This window comes from Phormidium sp. FACHB-592, assembly GCF_014695795.1.
Taxonomy (GTDB): domain Bacteria; phylum Cyanobacteriota; class Cyanobacteriia; order Leptolyngbyales; family Leptolyngbyaceae; genus Stenomitos.
Map to the genome: position 1 here is coordinate 284818 of NZ_JACJOZ010000103.1, position 18667 is coordinate 303484.

The window sequence follows — 18667 nt, forward strand, 5'->3', positions numbered from 1 at the left end:
GCCATCCGCACTCGCGATGAAACCTTTAGCAAGGCGTAAGATAGCCTGAAGTGAGCGGCTATCTCTAGTCCCAATCGTTCATAGCAGACAATGCAAATGCACTGGTATCCACTTAAACTCACGGCACATATACGACACTATGTTTTTGGCGATCGGCTGATTCCAGAGCATCTCCATAAGCCGGGGCTGCCCGATGGCATTATTGCCGAAACCTGGGAAATCAGCGATTATCGTGACACTACGGGGACAGTGACGAACAGCTCATTGGCGGGGCGATCGCTACATGACTTAACGCTGACGTATCCCGATGAACTTGTAGGCAAGGGTTGGCGTGGTCCTCATTTCCCCCTACTTGAGAAGTTCATTGATGCGTCTCATATGCTGCCTGTGCATCTCCATGCAGACGATGAAACGGCAGCACGAGTGCATCACGAACCGAATGGCAAAACCGAAGCGTGGCATATTCTTTGGGCAGCACCGGGCGCAACCATTTTGGCAGGGCTGAAAGCCGATTTTTCGCGGCAGCAGCTCTTTGACGCCTTCGTCGCTCAAGACTACGACACGGTAATGTCACGCTACCCGATTCAAGCAGGCGATACAATTTACGTTCCTGGTGGCATTATTCATTCGTTTGGACCAGACGCTCTCGTGTTTGAAGTGCAGCAAACCTCCGATCTCGGTCAAATGGTAATGCCTACTGATTTATACGGTCAGCAGCATGACCAGAAGCAGTGGTATGCCAACATCAACGCTGCATTAGACGAACTCAAAACTCATTATCAACCGCGTCCCAACCCAGGCTTAACATTAGAGACTGGCGGCAATCAACGGACTCTTTGCTGTGCCGGACCCTACTTTGCCCTAGAACGCTGGACGCTAACAGAACCCTACATCGAGCCCTCTCATCCTCAGCGCTGCATCACCTTATCCAATGTGGGTGCTCCAGTGCAGCTAGAATTTGCGAACGGTACCGAACAGCTACAACAGGGAGAGTCCTGCATTCTACCTGCTGGCATCGGTGAGGTGCGACTAGTACCAGAGTCTGAAGCGAGTCTAATCGTTTGCTATGTACCTGACTTACAGCTTGATATCATTGAGCCGTTAAAAGCCGCTGGCTATACCGATCGCCAAATCCAATCGCTGGGCGAAATCAGCTAACGCACAATACGTCCACCATGTAGAATTCCAGCTTTGGTAGCCGTTCACCTCTTCACCCCTTCACCGTTCCACAACAACCTCTGTGCCAAGGCTGACTAAATCAAACATGGCTGTCACATCTCGGTTACGCATCCGAATGCAACCGTGGGAAACCGCTTGACCTAACAGTTCTTCCTGATTGGTGCCGTGAAAGCCAAGTTGTATTTTGCCATCCGTCCAGATGCCAATCCAACGCACACCTAACGGATTTTCTGGTCCCGGCTTAATCAGCTTACCCGTTCTAAAGCTCTTAAAAACGGGGTTTTTCTCCTTTGACAAGACTTGAAAATTGCCCGTTGGTGTTTCCCAGCCGCGCTTCCCGATCGCAATCTGGTATTTTGCTAACACTTGCTCACCGCGATAAACATAGACCCGTCGTTGACCCAGTTTCACCACCAAACGGACAGCAAGAGCAGCATCCGCTTGAGTGGAATTAAGTGCAGGTAAGGGCGGTAAGGTTGTCAGCAACGCGGGCGGCGGTAAGGGAGTTATGACGATCGCCTGCCCCCTCGCGGCACCCTGACCCAGCAGTAAGGCTGCCGCACCCGCAATGACCAACCGCGATCGCCATGCTTTAACATTCATCATTCAGTCAAACATCACTCGGTAAAACATGAGGCGACAAAACATCAATCGGTAGCATCAGGATCGACTGGAAGCTCCTGGTAATGTTCCCAGTCGATATTGGGCATTCGATCAAAGGCTTCGTTTAACGAGATTTCCCATTTTTTGCGAATCTGCGCCAGGTAGGGTGCGCCTAAACTTAATTTGAGTTCATAGCGGATCTTGAATGTATCCGTCTCATACATCACTACATTAATGGGTGGTCCGACCGAAATGTTGGATTTCATCGTCGAGTCGATCGACAGCAGCGCACATTTTGCCGCCGCTTCAAGGGGAGTATTAAAGTCAAGAATGCGATCAAGGATTGGCTTACCATACTTTGCTTCCCCAACTTGCAAAAACGGGGTTTCTTTCGAGGCTTGAATGCAGTTTCCCTGGCTATAAACCAAAAACAGGGCGGGTTCTTCGCCACGCACCTGCCCACCAACCAGAAACGTACACTTGAAATCAATCCCATCTTTTTCTAACCAGGGACGGTCTTGTTCCTGAATCTGTCGCGCTTTGCTACCGACATACCGTGCCACTTCGTACAGAGTCGGTAAGGTATGTAAATTGACCGCTTCGTTAGCAAGCAAATCGCGCCGCAGCAACGTTAGTGCACCCTGTGTCGTGGACAAATTACCAGCTGTGCAGATGAGGATAACTCGCTCCCCAGGATTAGAAAAATCAAAAAGCTTTTGGTGCGTGGAAATGTAATCAACCCCAGCATTGGTGCGAGAGTCGGCAGCCATAACTAAGCCAGCGTGAGAAAGGATGCCGAGGCAATACGTCATGCAACCAATAGGATGAGTGATCTTCTAGATTCTAAGGGGTCGTTGACGGATCAAGGCATAGTTTTGAGGGGGGTGAACAGTGGTCAGCCTTGCAGTGGTAGCTGATCGCGCTCTAACCAGCAACTCCAACTCAATCAAGAACGCAAGCTTTCTGACTTTAGCGAGGCGTTAAGGGATCAGAACAGCAAGGTTTCCTTTCCTGAAGCGAATTGCTCTACCTGCTAGCGAACCGTTGTGAGAAGGTGCTTCATTGGATAGATGCCGTTTCGCCTGCACTAGTGATTAATGTCAACAGATGCCAATTCTGCCCTAAGTTAAATTGATGCTCCGAAGGGACAGAGGAATGGTAGATTGAGCGGAGTATCTGCAACAAGATTTAGCAAGATGAAAGTCCTTGTTATCGGCGGTGATGGCTATTGTGGTTGGGCGACAGCGCTCTATCTTTCCAAGCAGGGCTATGAGGTTGGAATTTTAGATAGCTTTGTGCGGCGACACTGGGATTTAGAGCTGTGTGTCGAGACGTTGACTCCGATCGCGCCTATTCAGCAGCGACTACAACGCTGGCATGACCTCACAGGCAAGACTATTGATCTGTTCGTCGGCGACATCACCAATTTCGAGTTTTTAGACAAGGTGTTGCACCAGTTTGAACCTGGTGCGATCGTCCATTTTGGCGAACAGCGATCGGCTCCTTTCTCGATGATCGATCGTGAGCACGCTGTCTTGACGCAGGTCAACAACGTCGTCGGTACGCTCAATCTGCTCTATGCAATGAAAGAGAGTTTTCCCGATTGCCACCTCGTCAAGCTGGGGACAATGGGCGAGTACGGTACGCCCAACATTGATATTGAAGAAGGCTACATCACGATCGAACATAACGGTCGCAAAGATACACTGCCCTACCCCAAACAACCCGGCAGTATGTATCACCTGAGCAAAGTGCACGACTCTCACAACATTCACTTTGCTTGCAAAGTCTGGGGCTTACGAGCGACAGATTTGAACCAGGGTGTAGTCTACGGTGTGCTAACCGACGAAACGGGCATGGACGAACTGCTGATTAACCGCCTTGATTACGATGGCGTATTCGGCACAGCACTAAACCGCTTCTGTATTCAAGCAGCCGTTGGGCATCCACTGACGGTCTATGGTAAGGGTGGTCAAACACGAGGCTTTTTAGACATTCGGGATACAGTCCGCTGTGTAGAATTGGCGATCGCCAACCCCGCCAGTCCTGGAGAGTTCCGTGTCTTCAACCAGTTTACAGAACTCTTTAGCGTGGGCGACCTGGCGCAAATGGTAGCAAAAGCGGGTAGCGCGATCGGTCTCAAGGTGGAAGTACAACACACAGAGAACCCACGTATTGAGCGTGAAGAGCACTACTTCAATGCTAAAAACACCAACTTGCTCGATCTAGGATTGCAACCCCATTTCCTTTCGAGTTCCTTGCTCGATTCCTTATTGAATGTCGCCATGAAGTACAAAGATCGGGTAGACGAGTCTCAAATCTTACCAAAGGTAAAATGGCGGCGCTAGGGAACGGTCATTTGCTATGAGCAGTCGCGTGCTCGCACTTCTGGTTTTGGTCGTGCTTCCGGGTGCCATATTTACAGCGGTTAGCACCTATCATCTGTTTCCCGAATGGGTCGTTTTGGACACTAGCTACCAGGACGACCAGACGCTTGCTCAAAGATCGACGGCATCTATGGGCGACTTCAATGTGGCACAGGTCGCCGAAAATCGTCACCGACTGGACTGCTTTGCTGAAGGCGTGGGTGTATTGCTAGGCGGAGTCATCACATCGATCGACATTCATAGTATCTGCATACTGCCCTGACCATAGGAGCTTTAAGCAGACGCGATCGCTGCTACTTGCAAGTTATCCCATTCACTTACTGTTGCACCTATGCGAATCGCCCTGTTCACCGAAACCTTTTTACCCAAAGTGGACGGCATTGTAACGCGACTGCGCTACACCGTGGAATATTTACAGCGGTTGGGCGACCAGGTGCTGGTCATTTCACCCGATGGTGGGCTAACCGAGTACAAGGGCGCGCAGATTCATGGGGTTTCAGGCTTCCCACTGCCGCTTTACCCAGAGTTAAAGCTGGCGCTACCGCGTCCTTCTATTGGTTATGCGGTCGAGCGTTTCAAACCGGATCTGATTCATGTTGTTAACCCAGCAGTTTTAGGGTTAGCAGGGCTGTTTTACAGCAAAACGCTTCGTATTCCACTGCTAGCGTCGTACCACACCCATTTGCCAGAGTACCTCCAGCACTATGGCTTGGGAATGCTAGAGGGTTTGATGTGGGAGTTGCTTAAAGCAGGGCATAACCAAGCGCGGTTAAACCTTTGTACCTCTACTGCTATGCGGCAAGCGTTGACCGAACATGGTATTGAGCGCGTCAATGTCTGGCAGCGTGGCGTGGATACGGAGACATTCCAGCCATACCTGGTAAACCCGGAGATGCGATCGCGCCTGAGTCAGGGGCATCCCGAAAGCCCGCTGCTGCTGTATGTCGGTCGCCTGTCGCCAGAAAAAGAAATCGATCGTATCAAGCCTGTTTTAGAGTCCATTCCCAATGCAAGGCTTGCGCTAGTCGGTGATGGTCCGCATCGGCAGGCGCTAGAACAACATTTTGCAGGCACTGCTACACATTTTGTTGGCTATCTACAAGGACGAGACCTGGCATCTGCCTTTGCCTCATCGGATGCGTTTGTGTTTCCGTCGCGCACTGAAACGCTTGGTTTAGTGTTATTAGAAGCAATGGCAGCGGGTTGTCCAGTCGTCGCAGCTCGTTCTGGCGGCATTCCCGATATTGTGCAGGATGGCGTGAACGGTTACTTGTTTGATCCGCTGGATGAGCAAGGGGCGATCGTTGCTACCCAACGCCTGCTGGCAAACGCTGAAGAGCGTGAAATGCTCCGTCGTAATGCCCGTCGTGAAGCCGAACGCTGGAGTTGGGAAGCCGCAACGCGTCAACTTCGTAATTACTACCAGTCTGTTATTGCGGCTTGAGGACGAGAAAATTTCGATCGGGTTCAGCGATCAACGTTTTCAAAGACGCTTCTGCCACACCCTTAATCACTACTAACCACTAATCAGTAGTAATAGTAAGCGGGTGTTAAACGGGCTAAGTCAGCGGATGACCAGAAATCAGTACGCATTGCTTCATCAAGCCGGTCATGCTGAACGTGAAGGGGCTAACTGATTCTGACGCTGTTGGCACTTGCCCACTGCACAGAACGACTATGGCTGCTGCTCAGACTTACCGATCCCAAGCTGACGTTTGCTTTGCTTGAGTTGCTTCCAGAGTGACTTAATTTCCTGGTAAGACTCCTCCGGCGTAAGTTTGCCACCTGACTCAAGGCAAGAAATATAGCTTACTCGCTGCGAAAACTCTTGCAGGTTGGCGTTGAATACTAGATTTTCGGGCTTGACGACGCCACGGTAACGCGCTTTAGGGTAGAGAAAATCAGATTGGTTCATCTTCAGGCATCCTTGCTTCTAAGCATTAGCATTCCCTGCTGATGGCGTAATGCAGCAGTGTGCGCTTATCTTAACCTGGGCTTAACCAAGATATGGTTAAAGGAATCTGTTTTCTCTCTCAAGACATAGAGAACGTGGTTTCTTTATTAAGCAATGTATAACAGGACACATCACAGTATGAGGCTCTAGCAGCACTCAGCTAATGTCGTGTCAACGACTCTCTCTAGCTGCTTAAGCGTCATCAACTAGACATATTAAGAGCAACGTCTGTTCTAGTAAGCTCTGCCCAAAACAAAGACGATCGCGATCGCTCATCGGGACAATCATTTGTTAGCCGATCATTTGTTAGCCGTCGATTCCACTGAAGTACGTTTCGCAAACGGCATCCATCCCGTCACGCTTTTGAGGTAGATGCTGCCGATGGTGAGAAGGAAGAGAATATAGCCAACAGCCTGCACAACGTAGAGCTTATCTTCATAGCCAAACAGCGTATGCAGAACTATGCCTGGAAACTGCCTCTCAGGCAGTACTTTACTGGTGTTCCATACCATTGGACCCAGAATGCAAGAGGGAAACTTGGCAAAGCGTTCGTAGTAAAAGCAAAATCGTTCAGACTGGCGATCGAGTTGGGCAAGCGTACTGACAGCCGTATCTAAATGCCCTAAAGCAGAGACAACCAACCCTGCCACAATCAGCAGCAGAAAAACGCCCATAACCAGGAAAAACGCACGGAGATTAATCTTCACGCCTAACCGGAACAGGAGTACACCGATCGCAACTGCACACATAAGCCCAGCCAGTGCCCCTAGTGCGGGGGCTAGCCCCTGCTGAAAGTTGGCGGCAACAAACAGAACGGTTTCAAAACCTTCCCGTAAAACAGCGAAAAAGATCAGCCCAAAAATGCCCCATCCGGCTGCTGTGCCACCTGTTAGAGTCGCATTGATCGCGCCTTCAACCTGACATTTAAGCAAACGAGCCTGCTGCGTCATCCAAACCAGCATCCAGCTCAACATGACGATCGCTGCCACGCTAAACACCCCTTCCAGCAAAGGCTCAAAGACGGGTGCATACTTCTGGTTCGACGACCCCAGTGACTGGATTACCCAGCCAAAAAGAACACCGACGAGCGCACTGACTACCAGCCCACCCGCAATGCCACCATAGACCCAGGAATTGAGGTGCGACTGCTTTGCTTTTTTGAGGTAGGCAAGCACAATGCCGACGACGAGAGCAGCTTCTACACCTTCGCGCAGGGTAATGATAAAAGACGGGAAGGCAGAGGTAAAGTCCATAGGGCAGCACTTGAGGGGATGACGGTGGGCAGCAAGGGGCTGGTGGGTTTCACTCGTCCTAACCCCTGTGCTTCATGAAAAGAAACGATAGACCCTTACCAGCTTAAAGCGGTTTTTACAAAAAAATCTCCATGCAGTGGGGGCGAACGGCTGTTCGCCCCTACCCAGACTTGTCCACTGCCAGATCTGCCCACTACCAAATCAGTCTCTGGTCGCAATGACCTAAGAGGCTTTGGCTACTTTGCGAGTGTCTGTCTCAACGGTTTTGATTAATTGCGACACTTGAGTTGGTGTTTTGACCGCAGCCGCAGGTGGAATGGGTGCAGGCCAAACGGTTGTCAGTTCAGCCATGGTTTCCTGAATTGCCTTATGCATGTCAGGGCTTTGTTTCTCAACTTGAGTAGCAATGCCCTTGTAGAGCTCATTGGCATATGCCACAAACCCGCGTGAATCCTGGTATTCGATCGCTTGGGTAATTTTGCCGTTCGCGATCGCGGCACCATACTCAGCATTGGCAGTATCCAACAACCCATTAATCACTTGCATTACAAACGCTGGTGACTGACGCTGCGTGGCAGGTAAGGTGGCGATCGCGTCATCTACAGCCTGCATTGAGGTCTTGAACTCACTGTTGATTTTGGCGGTATCCTTCGCACCAGCTCTCACCAAATCTTGAAACGTAATCAACGTTGTTTTAAATTCCTTCACGTTGCGTTCTGTAAGCTGATCTTCAACATCGGCGTAAATTTCTTCTACAGGATGCCCAATGTGCGGTTCTGCCTGGTCGGGCTTTTGCAGATCCAGTAGTTCTTTAGCAACCAGTAAGTGTCCTTTCATCAAACCCAGCTTGGTCATGTAATCGACATCTTTCGCTTCTCCAGTCAGCACGATGTCTTCGATCGTCACCATGTCTTTAATCTGGTCAAACTGTGCTTGAGTGATGACATTCTTTGACACCAACTCTTCGGGCTTACCATAGGGGCGGCTTGCCTGAATTTTGTTGGACAATGCTGGCACACCAAGCTGCGCTTCAAATTTATCGAGCTCAGACAGAATGGCAGTATTGATATTGATCTTGGGTTTGCCACCATGAGCCATGCCATCCATCGCCATGCTGCTCTGGGCAGGGGACGGGCTAGCGGGTGCAGAAGCCGTATCGGATGGTGGCGTACTGCACGAAATCAGCACCGTCAAACTCATTGAGGCAAACAGCAAAGCAAAGAACTTGAAAAAGGACATACGTTTTCACTTTTTACTTAAGATTGGCAAGAAGACGGCAAAAAATGTTCCGAAGCTGGTTCAGAATCAGGAGGGTAAAGCGGCAGTAAATGATGCAAAAGCACTGCTTTATCTGGGCTGCAGCGAATCAGCGCTGAAGTTCCAAGCTTGAAGCTCACTCATTCTGGGAGATAAGCAGCAGTCTGACATTGTTCTTATTGCAACTAATTACCAGTAATCTTTGTGAGCTATATTTTGATGGCTTGCTGTAATGCTTGTCAACAAAATTCCCTAAATTTCTGAGAATTATTCTTAAGAGTAACTTTAGAGGACGTGCTTGAACTGGTTACATAGCATGGGCTTCAGTCGTGTTAGACGAAGGGTTAGACGCAGTGCGATCGACCACTTCAAACAGACCCATACAGCCTGCTTCAGCAATGTCGTCCTGGTGTGGGTGAAACATAAATTTGCCAGGATAGCGGTAGGCAAACTCCAAAATGTGCCGCTCTGCCGTCCCCATCGTGATGACATCCGTTTCGTCATCGGGTTGCAAATGCCGTCCCGTGCGATACACCTGAAACAAGTTGGCATGTAGATGGAACGTGGCAACCGGGGCAAACTCAATCATATTCAGCACATACAGCCGAATAAGTTGGTCTTTCTGAATGCGAATGGGATGGTTCATATAGTAGTGCGGCATCCCATTAAATGCATAAAGCTCGTTTTTCTGATCGTCATTTACGTCATACCCAGCCATGATCAGCACCATTTCATCGGCTGGGGGACGAGGGGTCGGCGGATCAATAATAAACATTCCGTATAAGCCTTTGCCGATGTGCCGCGTTACAGGAGCAATATGACAGTGATAGAGATGCACACCAAACGGCTCGGCATCAAATTCGTAGATGAACACACCACCGTTGCGGACAGGTTTGATCCCATCCATTTCTGACTTATGTACACCGTGAAAGTGCAGTGAATGGGAGTGCCCAGCGCGATTGTAGAAGATGACGCGAATGCGATCGCCCTCAGTCGCGCGAAATGTAGGTCCGGGCACCCGCCCGTTCAGGTTCCAGGTGATAAAGGAGGTCGCACTGTTCAGCTGTACAGTCGAAGTCTGTGCTTCCACGCGAAACTCGCGCACGGTGCGCCCGTTTTCCGTTGTTACACTACCGTAGTCAAACTGCCGCAGTGTAGTAAGCGGAGTAAACCCTTTTGGCTCAGCGATCACCCGATCGGACATTGGTACATGAACCGGCTGCGATCGTGGTTGCCAGAGCGTTCGCAGCGCGATCGCGCCCCCCACCAACCCAGATCCCGCCAACCCGACCTTCAACACGCTACGCCGACTCCAACGTTCGAGATCAAGAGCATAGCGATCGGGCATAACGAAACCAGCCGTTCCTGACGTGTAGTTGAAATAACAGCTTCTTGAAAATAAATTTCAAAAAGGTTCCGACAAACACAGAGTATAGAGGCTAAAAAAGCTTACTGTCAATTATTGTCATTTAGATCACACAAGTCTCCTCATCCTGGAGCCTCTTCGTAATAGTGAAAGGCGCTTACAATCCCTACTTGGCAATAGGTGATTGTGCAAAGCTGCTGCTATAAGGACTAACCAGATTGTGTTCACCGAACATGAGGGAAAGGCAGTTACAACCGCTAGCGACGCGGTTCTTACTCAGCAGAAGTGTACGCTGCATCCTACGTTCTAATTTTAAAGGCAGCACCATGCCTGCTCAAGAAGGACTAGATCCCTCTGCCTGCTTCTTCCACCAAGGGGGAGGGGGGGATAGTAAGCGGAGGACAGACGCTCTAGTCTATTCTTTGAGCGGCTGCAAACGAATAAGAATGATTATCATTCCTATTTTAGTGCAATAATTGACGAGACAGTAGAGTCCCAGCTAATGGCGATCGTCTTGTGTGCCGTGGCTTACCTGGGAGTAGGGGTTATGTCTTTCAATTGTGTGAGGAAGTGTATTCATGTTCAAACGGTTTGTTCATTCGTTGCTGCTGAGTCCTGCCCTTTTGAGTACGGCGGTCTTGGCTGCTTCAGCGCAAGCGCCCCAGGCAACGCTCAACGTCCCTCAACCAGAGTCTGCAACGGTTGCGTCCACGATCGCAGATCTCACGGTTGCCAGGATCGATCAACCACTTGCAGCACAACCAGACGGGGACGATCGTCTTCAGTCCAGTGACCTGGCAAATGAACTGGCAGATGGTACGACCAACGGTGTCGACGAGCTTGATCAAGTAACATCTGTTTCTCAGCTAACGGATGTAAAGCCAACAGACTGGTCTTTCCAAGCATTGCAATCACTGGTTGAACGGTACGGCTGTATTGTGGGCTATCCCGACAGAACTTATCGAGGCAATCGGGCACTGACTCGCTACGAATTTGCGGCTGGTTTGAATGCGTGCCTCGATCGCGTAAATGAACTCATCGCAGCGGGTACGGCTGATCTGGTGAAAAAAGAAGACCTGGCAATCTTGCAGAAGTTGCAGGAATATTTTGCACCCGAATTAGTGACCTTACGTGGTCGCATAGATGGCTTAGAGGCTCGCACTGCCACCTTAGAAAAGCAGCAGTTTTCCCCTACGACAAAGTTGGGCGGCGAGATAGTTTTTGCCCTGGCAGGTGTGGCAGCAGGCAATATAGTTAACGGCAATGACGTTCAAAAGAATACGATTCTGGGTGATCGCATCCGGTTGGATTTGGACACGAGCTTTAACGGCGAAGACCTGCTGCGCGTCCGGTTACAGGCAGGTAACGTAGCGTCCTTTTCCTCTAATGCAACGTTCACGCCCGAAGGCGATTTGCGCCTTGCAGCCGATTCTGGCAACAGCGTTGAGATTGATGCCCTGCTGTATCAATTTAAGGTAGGCGAAAGAACGACCATAGTGCTTGAAGCGAATGCTGGCGCGATCGACGACTTTACCAATACCGTTAACCCTTTTTTGGATGGTGATGGCGGCAGCGGTGCGCTCTCTCAGTTTGGCACCCGTAACCCAATTTACTATCTGGTCAATGGTGCGGGTATTGGCATTACACATAAGTTCAGTGACAACCTTGAGTTGAGCCTAGGCTATCTAGCAAACGAGCCGGAAATACCGACACCTGGTAGCGGTCTGTTTAATGGTCCCTTTGGCGCGATCGCTCAACTCACATTCACACCTTTTGAGCCGCTGGCGATCGGTCTGACCTACATCCGTGCTTACAACAACAACTTTCAAGCAAATGGCAGTGGTGGCAGCAATAATGCCAATTTCCTCAACGCAAACTTTGTAGACTCTGCCTTCAATAGCGATTCCTTTGGGCTAGAAGCATCGTTCCAACTCAGCCCCAAAATTGTGATTAACGGCTCCGTCGGCTACACAAGCGCCAACGTCTTGAGCGGCACCAGAGGCAGCGTCGATATTTGGAATTGGGCAGTCGGTCTTGCCTTCCCAGATCTCTTCCGCAAAGGTAGCGTGGCAGGCATCATTGTCGGGATGGAGCCAAAAGTGACGCGAGCCAGCACCCAACTCAACTTTTTAGAAGACAGGGATACGTCGTTGCACGTTGAGGGTTTTTATCAGTTTCAACTCACTGATAATATTGCCATTACGCCCGGCATCATCTGGCTAACGGCACCTGACCATAACAGCGCTAACAGCGATATTGTCATCGGTGTCATTCGCACCACCTTTGTCTTTTAACGGGTTTAGCTAGAGAGCCTAGATCCTCGACTTCTTCATACCATCCTGATAAGGCTAAACCTGGTGTTAGGAATCGGGGATTTAGGGCGATCGCTAGCAGTTAGTGACGAATTTCAAGGTTGAGTACGTAGTGTCCAAGCTGCATTTTTGCTGCCCACAGCTCATACTCAACGCGCAAAAACGTGGGCAGAGGGCTACCTTCTAGCGTCAAGCTACGGGTGAAATTTCGCAGCTGGAATTGCCCCATGCGCTGATCGGCTGCATCATGCAACCAGTAACGGCTTGAGCCATAGATACCCTGCCGCCAAAGATGGCGATAGCTAAACTGCCCCTGCCCTTGCATGGTCAACGTAACCTGATACGGCGAAAACTCCAGCCATAATAGGCGGGGTGTCGTTACGGCTGGCAGCGTTGTCACATCTTGATTGCCCACACAAACGTCGCGATCGCTCACGGCTGGCTCAGTCATCAACAGATGAAACTGCTCCTGATCTTTTTGGTAGAGCGTGCCAACTGTTTCTAGCCCCGACCAAACGGGCAGATCAGTTGAGGTAAACAGCAGGCAGACAGGTTTTTGATGATGAGTCTGCATGAATAAGTCGGCGTGAAAGAGGGTACGATCGCTACGCAATGCCGTTACAGTTTATCTGATCCCCATGCCACTGCCGAACGTGATTTCCCTTAATGCTTCTGAGCCTCACCACGCACTTACAATTGCACCACCACCAACTGGACTGGCGCTTAACGGACGGATTCGAGTACCAGGGGATAAGTCCATTTCGCATCGGGCGCTCATGCTGGGCGCGCTGGCAGAAGGGGAAACAACGATCGCCGGACTACTGTTGGGAGAAGATCCGCACAGTACTGCCGCCTGCTTTCGCGCCATGGGAGCCAAGATCTCAGCGCTCAACACAGAACACGTAACGGTGCAAGGCATCGGCTTAGGGCGTTTGCTAGAACCAGAGGACGTACTCAACGCAGGCAACTCTGGCACAACACTTCGGTTGATGCTGGGCGTTTTGGCATCGCAGCCTGCATGCTTTTTCACCGTGACAGGCGACAGTTCACTACGATCGCGCCCCATGTCTCGCGTCGTGCAACCCTTACGGCAAATGGGAGCCGAGCTTTGGGGAAGAAAAGATGCCGCTTTTGCGCCGTTAGCCGTTCAGGGAACAACCCTGCGACCGCTCCATTACCATTCGCCGATCGCCTCTGCCCAGGTCAAATCTTGCTTGCTGCTAGCCGGACTCATGACTGAAGGCGAAACCACTATTACCGAGCCTGCTCTTTCACGCGATCACAGCGAACGAATGCTCAAAGCCTTCGGAGCCAATCTGACGGTCGATCCCGACACCCATAGCGTTACCGTCACCGGACCGACCAAACTCAACGGTCAGGCTGTAGTTGTACCAGGGGATATCAGCTCTGCCGCCTTCTGGCTAGTGGCTGGGGCGATCGTGCCTGGTGCCGATCTAACGATCGAGAATGTCGGCGTTAACCCGACCCGGACTGGTGTGCTGGAAGCTCTGGCGCTCATGGGCGCAGACATTACTCAGGAAAAGCAACGTCTAGTCGCTGGCGAACCCGTTGCCGATTTGCGGGTGCGCTATGCAGGCACTGGCGATCGTCCCCCGCTCCGCGCCTGTACGCTTGCTGGAGACATCATCCCCCGCTTAATTGACGAAATTCCAGTGTTAGCAGTTGCGGCTACATTTGCTGAGGGGACAACAGTGATTCAAGATGCTGCCGAACTGCGCGTTAAAGAAAGCGATCGCATTACGGTCATGGCTAACCAGCTTAACCAGATGGGCGCACGCATTACAGAACAGCCCGACGGCATGGAAATTGTAGGCGGCACACCTTTAACTGGAGCCACCGTCGATAGCTATACTGATCATCGGATTGCCATGAGCCTGGCGATCGCTGCCCTTGCCGCTGCTGGCACCACCACCATTCATCGTGCTGAAGCAGTCGCAGTCTCGTATCCAGATTTTGTCACAACGCTAGAGCAAATTTGTTTGACTTAAAGCCTGCTGTCATGCTCTTGGCTGCTCTTACAGCGACTCTGAGCCAAGGTGTAGCAGATTGGCAACCGTACAGAGTTGTTCAAAGAGCGCGATCGTTGCAATAAGTTCTAACCGCTCACTTTCTTCCAAACCAGTGTCCTCAAGCGCTTGCATGGTTTGGTGATGTAATGTTTGCCATTGTTGCTTCGCTACGTTCCCACAGGCAATACGGTTGGCGATCGCGATTGCAGCATACTGGAGGACAGCGCGTGTCGCATGGCTGAGCCCCGTCACGTCATAGTTGCCCTGCACGATCGCCGCTAAAATCTCTGGCTCGGCAGATTGCTGCGACAGATGGTGCAGTAAAAACACACGGACGTGATCACAGTGAGTTGCAGCCGCTACGACTAGCCCCACCAGTTCTTTCAACACTCTTGGCAAATCACCATGAAGCACAAGGGCATGAAACTGCCCCCAAAGGTGCGCCAGTAGAACTGGCTGTGATTTCAGCAGTCTAAAAACTTGTGGCACTTTACCAGTACCGAACGTCTGCTCAATTTGCTTAAACGTTTGGCAGGACGAAGCAGCGCTTAAGGAAGACTTTACCCGAAGTTGCATGAGTTAGCTCCTGTCGTTGTGAGGTGCTGGCAAGCAAAGTAACCAATTGCTTGTCAATTCACTTCCTCTCGAAGGAAGCAGCTAGTGCAGTAGGGGGCTTAACTGTGTAGCTTCAAAAATTTGAGTGGCAGGTGGAATGGGGCAACTGCTTCTGGGAACATCAGCACGTAGCAGCGGTGCAATGCCTCAGCAATAAAGCAATCACGCAGCTACAGCCTTAAATATCCATCTAAGGTGCCCAAAACGATCGCACTAAATAGCTACAAACGGCTTAATTCCTCAGGACTTAGTTTTTTTAAGTTTTCGTATTAAGAAATAAAAATTGCTTGCACAACGTTTCACATCTCACACAGTTTTTAGTGCGACCATTACTTGCCTACGGGTGCTGCGATAGAGCAACTACCCGATGCAGGTGGCTGTGTCGTCACAACGACGTTTTTGTAGCCAGTGGTGGTCAGCAGTTGCGTTACGACTAGCTTGGCGCGATCGTTAGCTTTTTCTAGCACACCATCAGCGCAAGCGGTTTCAACAATTTTTTGTAGCGCTTCCTGTTGTGCCAGTACCTGTAGCGTGGGTGCGGCATCAGGTCCTAACCCGAACGTGCCACGGTTGTAATCGTAGACGCTAGAACGATTCACATCAATTTTGCGATCGAGCAGTTGCGGCGGGGGCAACTGAATTTGCAGACCGTTTTCTGTCACCTGCACATTGGCAGCCGTCAAACGTTGCAGATCAACGCCCGCTTTCACCTCGCCGTAGGCAATGTAAAGAAGTTTCGTTGTGCCGAGTACAAAGCCGTTAAGGGTTGCATCCTGGCTAGCCGGCACCACTGCCTGCATCGTGAAGACGGCAGTAGTGAGTTCACTCACACCCTTCATCTGCTGAATCACAACGGATTGAACGTCTACTTTGGGTGCAGGCTGGGCTGGGTTAAAAAGATTTTGCACGCTTGCCAGGAGTCGATCGCCAAGTTGCCATCCCCCAAGCCCAACACTCAACGCTGTCACTGCAATTCCCCCTGCTAGCATCCAGCCAACGCTCTGGAGTAAAGAGCCACCCCTATAGCGCTCGTTGCGATCGTCGTAGCTCATAAGGCTCCCAGGCAAACGCCATTTTGGTTCAATTGTACTACTTTTCACAAACCTCGCTGCCAGTTCGGGCAGTTTTCCTGGCTTTCCATTAGCTAGGGTCTTAGCCAAATTATGCTGCAAGTCTTGTCGATCGCGCCAGTGACAGGAGAAACTGACTAAAAAGAGCTTCGCTACCCTAGTGTTATTACTGAGTAACCAGCAAACCAGAGTATCGACGCAAGCACTTACTAAGACAGAGGACTGAACAATGATGCGCTTTCGTTGGCTTGTCAGTTTTGCGATCGCAGCGACACTTGCTGCCAGCCTCAATCAACCTGCCACCGCTCAGACTAGAATTCGTGGTGGGGTGCTTTTGCTAAACCAGGTCAGAGAACTAGCCACACGGTCGACGACGCTTTCGGGCGGCACATTAGCAAATTTGCAAACAGACCCTAACTTCGCAAGCAGTTCGTTCCAAACCATCGTTAACGATGCAGCGACGATTCTTGATGACTATACCGTTGTTAACCGGGGCGGTTATTTCCCTGAAAATCGTGGCATTCCACGCGATCGTCAGTTGACTACAATAGAAGCGGTTTATCGTATTTATAGCCTGCCAGATGGGAATGAACTCTTCCTCTACCGCACGCCCACTCAGAACACGTCTGAATACTTCATCCGCACGAAAAGCTGAGAACCCTTCACTATGTCTGAATCATTTTCACCGCAAATTAGCGATCGCATCTGTCGCCACATGAACGAAGACCATGCTGAGGCTGTGCTGATGTACGCCAAAGTGTTTGGCAAGACGACTACTGCAACCGCTGCCGAGATGGTCGCGATCGACGCGCATGGCATGGATTTGCTGGCGCAAGTGGATGGCACAGCCACACCGACCCGAATTTTGTTTGATCACACCCTGCAAGATGCAGAGGATGCACATCACACCCTAATTGATCTGGTGAAGCAAGCAAGGCAGACAGGCAAATAAGAGGAACGGCACTCATGCGACAAGCGGCATTTTATCGGTGGCGATCGCTCTGGCTAGCCGTGGCGTTTGTTTGTGCGATCGCTTTGACCAATTGCACCAGTAGCAACCAGCAGAAAGCAGTAACGCCAACTGGCTCAACGGGTGCTCCAGGCAACGCACTGATCTATGGCTCTGAAGGGCAACCGATCAATTTGGAGCCAGGCAACATTACTGATGGCAACTCCATCATTGTGCAGGATCAAATTTACGATCGCCTCATTACGTTCAAACCTGGTACTACTGACCTGAAACCGTCTCTAGTGACCGAATGGCGCACAACTGATCCAACAACCTGGACGTTCAAACTGCGGCAAGGCGTAACCTTCCATGACGGCACTGCCTTTGATGCAGACGCTGTGAAATTCAACGTGGAGCGCTGGTGGGATCCGCAACATCCTAATGGCTACCGGAATGCTGGCAAACGCTACGAGATCTGGGCAGGCTTATTTGGCGGGTTTAAGGGTAGCCCTGATTCACTGTTGCAGAATGTCACTGTGCTTGATCCAGCAACCGTCCAGTTCAAGCTAAAACAGCCGTTTGCAGGGTTCCCCAATGCACTTGCCTCTGGTTATTTTGGCATTGCTAGTCCGGCGGCGATTAAAAAAGCAGGTGCCAGCTACGGTACGCCGGGTTCGCTGGCGATCGGCACTGGACCCTTTGTGTTTAAAGAATGGCGCACGGGCGATCGTATCGTGCTGGAGAAGAATCCAAACTACTGGCAAACGGGCTTACCGAAAGCCAATCAGCTAGTCGTGCGTTTTGTGACTGACCCTGCGGCTCGTTTAGCACAACTCCGGGCTGGACAAAGCGACTTCACAGTAGACCTTGCCCCTGACCAGAAAAAAGAGGTGACCAGCGATCCTAATCTGGATGCGGTGATGCGCCCCTCTTTCAATGTTGGCTTTCTAGCGTTGAACCCTAGCTACAAACCGTTGGCAGATGTGCGCGTGCGCCGAGCAATCGCCCTTGCCATCAACCGTCCCGCGATCGTCAAAGCCTTTTGGGGCGATCTGGGTGTACATGATGCCCACTTTACGCCGCCAACACTTAGCTGGTCACAAGACGCAACGCTGGCTGCTTATCCCTTTGATCCACAGCAAGCCAAGCAGTTACTTACTGCCGCTGGCTACCCTAACGGCTTCAACCTGGATCTGTGGTATATGCCTGTTTCGCGCCCATACTACCCAACACCAAAACCGATCGCAGAAGCATTTGCCGCCGACCTTAGCGCTGTGGGTATTCGGGTTTCCTTACAAACCAAAGATTGGGCAGCTTACCAGGCAGATCGTCTGAAGCCACCTGGCTACCAGTCGTTTATGATGGGCTGGACAGGAGACTATGGTGATCCCGACAACTTTCTCTACTATCACTTTGGTCCAGGCGGCACGGCAGATTTAGGTAATTGGAAAGACGATCGCCTCTTCCAACTGCTCAATCAAGCACGAGAAGCAAGCGACAAAGCGACTAGAGCAAAACTGTACAGCCAGGTCGATGCCATACTCCATCGCGAAATTTTACGCCTGCCGATCGTTCACTCCCAGCCCTTGTTAGCAAAACGGAAAGCGATCGACGGGTGGGTACCCAGCCCCCTTGGCTCAGAGACATTTGACACTGTTACCAAGAATCAGTAGGCATGAGGCAGCACTCCAG

General features: G+C 50.9%; 18 protein-coding genes. 9 read left to right on the plus strand and 9 right to left on the minus strand.

All coding sequences use genetic code 11. The features are described 5' to 3' along the window. The first annotated feature begins 90 nt into the window (after positions 1-90). Positions 91-1158, plus strand: coding sequence for a class I mannose-6-phosphate isomerase (locus H6F86_RS28015; RefSeq protein ID WP_206756119.1), 1068 nt, complete (start codon positions 91-93; stop codon positions 1156-1158). 60 nt (positions 1159-1218) lie between these two features. On the opposite strand, the gene H6F86_RS28020 is transcribed toward H6F86_RS28015, so the two are convergent. Beyond that, the gene (locus H6F86_RS28020; protein ID WP_190453668.1) at positions 1219-1785 is read right to left on the minus strand and encodes a L,D-transpeptidase; all 567 of its coding nucleotides are present in this window, start codon (positions 1783-1785) and stop codon (positions 1219-1221) included. Between the two features lie 41 nt (positions 1786-1826). Continuing rightward, positions 1827-2594: a proteasome-type protease gene (locus tag H6F86_RS28025; protein WP_190453672.1), complete on the minus strand. Its 768-nt coding sequence runs from the start codon at positions 2592-2594 to the stop codon at positions 1827-1829. Positions 2595-2978: 384 nt separating this feature from the next. On the opposite strand from H6F86_RS28025, the gene H6F86_RS28030 reads away from it, so the two are divergent. The 3 genes from H6F86_RS28030 (at position 2979) to H6F86_RS28040 (ending at position 5613) form a co-directional block, all read left to right on the plus strand. Next, on the plus strand, positions 2979-4130 hold the full coding sequence (locus H6F86_RS28030; protein WP_190453675.1) for an NAD-dependent epimerase/dehydratase family protein: 1152 nt from the start codon (positions 2979-2981) through the stop codon (positions 4128-4130). Positions 4131-4146: 16 nt separating this feature from the next. Then, entirely contained in the window at positions 4147-4431 is a 285-nt protein-coding gene (locus tag H6F86_RS28035; protein ID WP_190453678.1) for a hypothetical protein, read from the plus strand. 69 nt (positions 4432-4500) lie between these two features. Continuing rightward, on the plus strand, positions 4501-5613 hold the full coding sequence (locus tag H6F86_RS28040) for a glycosyltransferase family 1 protein (protein WP_190453682.1): 1113 nt from the start codon (positions 4501-4503) through the stop codon (positions 5611-5613). 231 nt (positions 5614-5844) lie between these two features. Here the strand turns inward: H6F86_RS28040 and H6F86_RS28045 are convergent, their stop codons facing one another. From H6F86_RS28045 to H6F86_RS28060, 4 genes are all read right to left on the minus strand, one after another. Then, complete coding sequence (locus tag H6F86_RS28045) at positions 5845-6084, minus strand: hypothetical protein (RefSeq protein WP_190453685.1); 240 nt, start codon at positions 6082-6084, stop codon at positions 5845-5847. A 338-nt stretch (positions 6085-6422) separates the two neighbouring features. Then, positions 6423-7376 carry an FTR1 family protein gene (locus H6F86_RS28050; protein WP_190453688.1) on the minus strand — a complete coding sequence of 318 codons (954 nt, stop codon included), beginning with the start codon at positions 7374-7376 and terminating at the stop codon, positions 6423-6425. Between the two features lie 222 nt (positions 7377-7598). Further along, positions 7599-8615 (minus strand): helix-hairpin-helix domain-containing protein, encoded by a 1017-nt coding sequence (locus H6F86_RS28055; protein ID WP_190453691.1) that lies wholly within the window; start codon positions 8613-8615, stop codon positions 7599-7601. Positions 8616-8940: 325 nt separating this feature from the next. Next, complete coding sequence (locus tag H6F86_RS28060) at positions 8941-9981, minus strand: multicopper oxidase domain-containing protein (protein WP_190453694.1); 1041 nt, start codon at positions 9979-9981, stop codon at positions 8941-8943. Positions 9982-10577: 596 nt separating this feature from the next. Between H6F86_RS28060 and H6F86_RS28065 the strand changes: the two genes are divergently transcribed. Beyond that, a complete protein-coding gene (locus H6F86_RS28065) occupies positions 10578-12293 on the plus strand; it encodes an iron uptake porin (RefSeq protein WP_190453696.1) in 1716 nt (571 codons plus the stop codon). A 100-nt stretch (positions 12294-12393) separates the two neighbouring features. On the opposite strand, the gene H6F86_RS28070 is transcribed toward H6F86_RS28065, so the two are convergent. Continuing rightward, a complete protein-coding gene (locus H6F86_RS28070; protein WP_190453699.1) occupies positions 12394-12885 on the minus strand; it encodes a hypothetical protein in 492 nt (163 codons plus the stop codon). Positions 12886-12949: 64 nt separating this feature from the next. Between H6F86_RS28070 and aroA the strand changes: the two genes are divergently transcribed. Further along, entirely contained in the window at positions 12950-14320 is a 1371-nt protein-coding gene (aroA, locus tag H6F86_RS28075) for a 3-phosphoshikimate 1-carboxyvinyltransferase (protein ID WP_190453702.1), read from the plus strand. 27 nt (positions 14321-14347) lie between these two features. Here the strand turns inward: aroA and H6F86_RS28080 are convergent, their stop codons facing one another. Beyond that, on the minus strand, positions 14348-14917 hold the full coding sequence (locus H6F86_RS28080) for a carboxymuconolactone decarboxylase family protein (protein ID WP_190453706.1): 570 nt from the start codon (positions 14915-14917) through the stop codon (positions 14348-14350). 368 nt (positions 14918-15285) lie between these two features. Next, positions 15286-16008 carry a DUF4230 domain-containing protein gene (locus tag H6F86_RS28085; RefSeq protein WP_190454394.1) on the minus strand — a complete coding sequence of 241 codons (723 nt, stop codon included), beginning with the start codon at positions 16006-16008 and terminating at the stop codon, positions 15286-15288. 247 nt (positions 16009-16255) lie between these two features. On the opposite strand from H6F86_RS28085, the gene H6F86_RS28090 reads away from it, so the two are divergent. The 3 genes from H6F86_RS28090 to H6F86_RS28100 are packed head-to-tail and all read left to right on the plus strand — an operon-like array spanning position 16256 to position 18648. Then, positions 16256-16681 carry a hypothetical protein gene (locus H6F86_RS28090; RefSeq protein WP_190453708.1) on the plus strand — a complete coding sequence of 142 codons (426 nt, stop codon included), beginning with the start codon at positions 16256-16258 and terminating at the stop codon, positions 16679-16681. 12 nt (positions 16682-16693) lie between these two features. Next, the gene (locus H6F86_RS28095) at positions 16694-16978 is read left to right on the plus strand and encodes a DUF2470 domain-containing protein (protein WP_190453711.1); all 285 of its coding nucleotides are present in this window, start codon (positions 16694-16696) and stop codon (positions 16976-16978) included. A 14-nt stretch (positions 16979-16992) separates the two neighbouring features. Next, positions 16993-18648, plus strand: a complete 1656-nt coding sequence (locus H6F86_RS28100; protein WP_190453714.1) for an ABC transporter substrate-binding protein — start codon at positions 16993-16995, stop codon at positions 18646-18648. The last annotated feature ends 19 nt before the right edge of the window (positions 18649-18667 follow it).